Annotated in this window: 4 protein-coding genes; 1 reads left to right on the forward strand and 3 read right to left on the reverse strand. The window is 40.4% G+C overall.

Annotated elements, in window-relative coordinates; all coding sequences use genetic code 11:
• Both SPD53_RS19390 and moaA read right to left on the reverse strand, forming a co-directional pair.
• On the reverse strand, positions 1-1,011 hold the full coding sequence (locus SPD53_RS19390; protein WP_336253533.1) for a MoeB/ThiF family adenylyltransferase: 1,011 nt from the start codon (positions 1,009-1,011) through the stop codon (positions 1-3).
• Between the two features lie 33 nt (positions 1,012-1,044).
• The gene (moaA, locus tag SPD53_RS19395) at positions 1,045-2,055 is read right to left on the reverse strand and encodes a GTP 3',8-cyclase MoaA (RefSeq protein ID WP_336253534.1); all 1,011 of its coding nucleotides are present in this window, start codon (positions 2,053-2,055) and stop codon (positions 1,045-1,047) included.
• A gap of 536 nt (positions 2,056-2,591) precedes the next feature.
• Here moaA and SPD53_RS19400 point away from each other — a divergent pair.
• On the forward strand, positions 2,592-3,809 hold the full coding sequence (locus tag SPD53_RS19400; protein ID WP_336253535.1) for a dicarboxylate/amino acid:cation symporter: 1,218 nt from the start codon (positions 2,592-2,594) through the stop codon (positions 3,807-3,809).
• 66 nt (positions 3,810-3,875) lie between these two features.
• Here SPD53_RS19400 and SPD53_RS19405 read toward each other — a convergent pair whose 3' ends face one another.
• The gene (locus SPD53_RS19405) at positions 3,876-4,916 is read right to left on the reverse strand and encodes an SEC-C domain-containing protein (RefSeq protein WP_336253536.1); all 1,041 of its coding nucleotides are present in this window, start codon (positions 4,914-4,916) and stop codon (positions 3,876-3,878) included.
• Positions 4,917-5,245 lie beyond the last annotated feature (329 nt).

Genomic DNA, 5,245 nt, shown 5'->3' on the forward strand with positions numbered 1-5,245 from the left:
CTAACCAACAAGCTGGTAATAAATTTTCCTTGCTTGTTCAATTGAATCGGTCCCATGAATGAAAGTCCGACCATCTTTAAAAATAACAATCCGTAAATCATCATATTGAAGGGATAGTAAAAAGTCATTCACATTAACTTGACCAAGCCTTCCCAGCTTGCTTGCAAGGTCTGGTAAAACAACGTCACGCTTCGCCCTTATTTGTACGGTATTTCTGCCGCAGAGGACTTCTGTTTTTGTTCTTTCATCATAACTTAATGCTGGGTACGCCGGATTTGTACCGCATGTTGGACAATCTGCTTTTTTTGCCCGGTCAACCTTAATCGTCTGATATTGATTGGACCAGAGATCAAACATGACAAGTTCGGTTCTTAAAGCCTCTTCATCTTCTACGAGCAGTTTTAATGCTTCTGCAGATTGGTGGGCAACAACCATTTGTACTGCCGGAGCAATGATTCCAACTGAATCGCATGTCGCGCCAGTCATCGTCGTTGTATTTAAAATACAAGCTAAGCATGGTGTTTCACCAGGTAAAATCGTATAGCTCATCCCTGTACTACCGACGACAGAACCGAATATCCATGGGAGCTTGTATTTATGAATCAGGTCATTCATAATGAAGCGAATGTCGAAGTTATCAGTCGCATCAATTACAAGATCCGCTCCCTCAAGCAGTGGTGCAAAGTCCTCTCCAGTAACATCAAGAATATATGCGGCAATTTCCACCTCCGGATTAATCGCTTTCAACCTTTCTTTTGCTGCCACCACTTTAGGTATTTGATTTTTCGCATCCTTTTCCGTGAATAATTGCTGACGCTGGAGGTTACTAAGTTCCACATAGTCGCGATCAATGATTGTCAGTTTACCAATTCCAGACCGGACGAGATTCGCGGCATTAGCTGTTCCTAGGGCCCCGCAGCCAACAATGAGAACATGTTTTTGATTGATTTTTTCCTGACCGGATTCTCCAATCGGTTTAAATAAAGCTTGTCGCGAATATCGTTCATTCATCACTTCATTTCCTTTCTTTTCTCGCAATCCATTTTAACCACCGATATAAGACATTTCGATTTTTTTCTTATTTTTCGCTGTTTGTTCTGTGCGTTCATCTGAATACCGGTCTGTTCGCTTGCCCCAAATTGAAGCTATTGTTTCTCTAATTTTTCCGTCATCTGTTTCCGAGCGGACAAGATCCTTTAAGTCATACCCACTGGAAGCAAAGAGACAGGTATAAAGTTTCCCATCTGCCGCAATGCGGGCGCGGGTACAAGTCAAACAGAATGATTCAGACACAGATGTAATGAAACCGACTTCTGTATCTGTTCCTTTATAGCGGTAACGTTTCGCCACTTCGCCAAGGTAATCCGGGTCAACCGGCTCGACGTCAAAATGCTTCGTAATGTTGTCAAGGATTTCTTTTTTCGTTACGACTTTACTGAAGTCCCACCCATTCGTCGTGCCAACATCCATGAATTCAATAAATCGTAACGTAACTCCTTTTTCTTTAAAAAATTTCGACATCGGGATAATTTCCTGTTCATTCATGCCTTTCTTAACGACCATATTAACTTTCACATGCAAGCCGACTTTCAGCGCTTCATCGATTCCTTTAAGCACTCGTTCAGTACTTACTCCACTATCATTGATCGCTTGAAACGTTTCATTATCGAGGGCATCCAAGCTTACATTAATCCGTTTCAGACCTGCATTTTTAATCGTTTCCGCCTTAACCGGAAGCAGGGAGGCATTCGTCGTTAAGGCAATATCTTCAAGGCCATCAATTCCGTTTAGTTGTTCAATCAGTTGTGGGAGATCCCTTCTTAATAGCGGCTCACCGCCGGTTAATCTAATTTTATTCACGCCAAGCTCAACGAAAGCAGTCGCAAGTCTTGTGATTTCATCATTACTTAGTAATTGCTCCTTTGGTAAAAAAGCATAATCCGGACCAAATATCTCCCGTGGCATACAGTATGTGCACCGGAAATTGCAGCGGTCTGTAACAGAAATGCGTAAATCCTGAAGTGGTCTCCCGAATTTATCGGTAATATTCACCATAGACGCTCTCTCCCTTCCAATTAATATTCCTCAAGTTGCCGTTCTTTTCACTCTTATCCTTCATTATAAGCCTTTTGCTAGATAATATCGAATAGTTTGTATGATTAATAGTGATACATGTTATTTTTTTATTGAGTTGCTTATTACTTTCATTCAGCTTAAGTGGGTGCAACTTACCTTTGGAGGTCTGCAGTCCATCGGGCAACTGAACGGCGATTAGAGGTCTAGCCAAGAGAACGTGCTAAACATTTCCGCTGAATGAAAGCTGCTGTTTCGTAGAGAAGTAAAAAAACGGGTTTTCAAGGAGACTTCCTTGATTAACCCGCTTAAATTTTTACATTCAATACATACTTCTTCTAAAATCTTTTTTCTCGTACTGATTTAGTTCCCGTTCTTTTTCCAAGTATTAAATTGGATAGCATTTGAATGGCTGGTGGTGCGTCAGGGTTAATATTTCTGTTCTAACTATGTTTTAAAAGCATAAACTATAGGGAATATAATTGTAACCCATACCAACAAAGATGAGGAGGCGGATGATGAGTCTGACGAAAAAGATTTTAATCGCCCTCGTTCTTGGTGTCATTGCAGGTATTATTTTAACGTTTATTCCTGAAAGCGTTTTCTCAACACTTGATATGTATTTATTAACCCCGGTTGGTCAAGTGTTCATCAACTTGATTATGATGCTCGTTGTTCCCATTGTCTTTGTCTCGATTGTGCTCGGTACCGCTGGTCTAGGTGAGCCGGCTAAGCTAGGTAGGATTGGAATTCAGGCGATTAGCTTTTTCCTTATTACGACTGCAATTGCTATATGTATTAGCCTTGCGCTTGCCTTTATGATCAAGCCAGGGACGGAAGGTGTCTTTGATGTAGATGCCGCAGATTACAAAGCGGCTGAAGCCCCGCCAGTTGTTGAAACAATCGTTAATATTATTCCTACGAATCCAGTGTCTGCCATGTCTTCTGGTGATATGTTGCAAATCATCGCATTTGCCATCTTCATCGGTATTGCACTTGCCTTTCTACAAGATAAAACACAAGGTATCCAACGTTTGTTCACGCAAGCCAACGACATTCTTATGTTTCTTGTTAACCTAGTTATGAAAGCAGCCCCATATGGTGCATTTGCGCTTATTACCTCGGCGATTGGCGGAGCAGGACTTGATGCAATCGGCTCAATGGGAGCATATATGGGAACTGTTATCCTTGGGTTATTTGTCCATGCTGCTGTTGTTTATAGTCTCGCCATCTGGCTGCTTGGAAAAGCAAATCCTTGGACATTTTATAAAGTATTTTTCCCTGCGATGTCAGTTGCTTTCAGTACGTCAAGTTCCAATGCAGCCTTACCAATTTCAATGAAGTCAGCTCAGGAAAACCTTGGAGTGAGCAAGAGTATAAGCAGCTTTGTTCAACCCCTTGGCGCCACAATCAATATGGATGGAACAGCCATTATGCAAGCAACAGCTGCTGTGTTTATCGCTCAAGTGTATGCGATTGATCTTGGATTCTCGGAAATCATTATGATTATTCTTACAGCAACACTGGCTAGTATTGGAACGGCTGGTGTACCAGGTGTCGGACTAATCATGCTTGCAATGGTCCTTTCGCAAATTGGGCTCCCGGTTGAAGGGATTGCTCTAATAATTGGAATCGACCGGCTGCTTGATATGCTGCGGACAGCAGTTAACATTACAGGTGACGCGGCATGTGCCTACATTATTTCCGAGAATGAAAAACGTAAAAAAACTGGATAAGAGAGGAATCTTCTGGGACACGGGGTCAGAGCCCTTGTCCCAGATAAATCCTTTGACTCCGTGTTGTTAAATGATTTCATTTATTTCTTCTTGTATTTTGGTTAGTTCTTTTACGATGACAGGCATCATTTTATTTATATTATTTGTGACGGTTGAAACAGCAACTTCATAATTTCTTGCAAGTTCTGTTTTTGACATATCTTCTTCATAATTAGCGTTATAAACAATGAATTCAATCGCTGCAGCAAATCCTTCAGGTTTTCTGATTGTCGGACGTACCGCTTCCGTATATAATTTCCATATTACAATCGCCATATCGAAAAAATGATCGGAAACTGCCCCTTTCATTTTCATCTGCTCTGTCACAATTTCAATAACTTCTCCGTACAGCGGATCTGCCCACTCGATAGCAAAATTATCATCCAAGTGTTCGTTCACTCTTGATTTCACTAAAATTTCCGGATAGTTTTCAATGAATTCTTCGTCCGTAAGCTGATAGATTGGATGATTGTCGTTGCACAACATTTCCGAATTCACAACTGGAGTCAGAATAAGCATATAGTCATAAGATTGGATGGAAGGAACTAATATTCCTATAAATACTTCTTCCATCTCCAGGTCTTGCTCTTTATTCAGCAACGTATATGTTTCCTTACTTCTCCGGTCTTTAAACGTGACAGAGGTGTCTGTAATATCAATAATTTCATAGATGGATGGAACAGCTTCCTTCCAACTTTCAAATGTTTTTCTAACATTTTCATACTTTATTGCATACCTCTCTCTTCGATAAAATTCATCAAATAGGGATTGTCCCTTGCGATAAGATTGATAAAAAATCGCCCATTCTAAAAGGCCGTACTTCAAAATCTCTATTACTTCTTGATCATCTATATTATATTTGCGGGCTTCCGAAGCAGACATTTCCGACAATTCCTCTTCATATTCGTACCAGGCAAAGCTTAGAAGATCTGATTCTAATCGTTCCAATTCAAATTCATAACGACTAGTATCCATTTGAATGACCTTGGATTTGGGCGCCCCGTGACAAATTTTATATTTTTTCCCACTTCCACACGGACAAAAATCATCTCTATGTACACTTACCATGAACATCACCCCTCGTATTATATATTTCCAGAACAAAAATTTACTTTTTGAAAACTAAATTTAACCTATCTTTCAATCACATTATAAGCGTTGTTTATGAAAACGAAAAGCAACGAGTTCCTTTATGTGTGGAAGGAAAAAGATGTGAAGAGATTTCGAACAAATGGGGCAGCAGTGACAGCGGATCCAAAATAATCGAGAATGTATAGCTTTGTAAACTGGATAACCTCTTCTGGCAAGTCTTCATAAGTCGTAGAAAGGGCGCAGGGCGGACGTGGCTATTATTAGCAATTCCAGTCATCCACAACATTTTTATTTTATAATTTCCT

This window comes from Oceanobacillus sp. MO10714A (assembly GCF_037072045.1).
GTDB classification, from domain to species: Bacteria; Bacillota; Bacilli; order Bacillales; family Amphibacillaceae; genus Oceanobacillus; species Oceanobacillus indicireducens.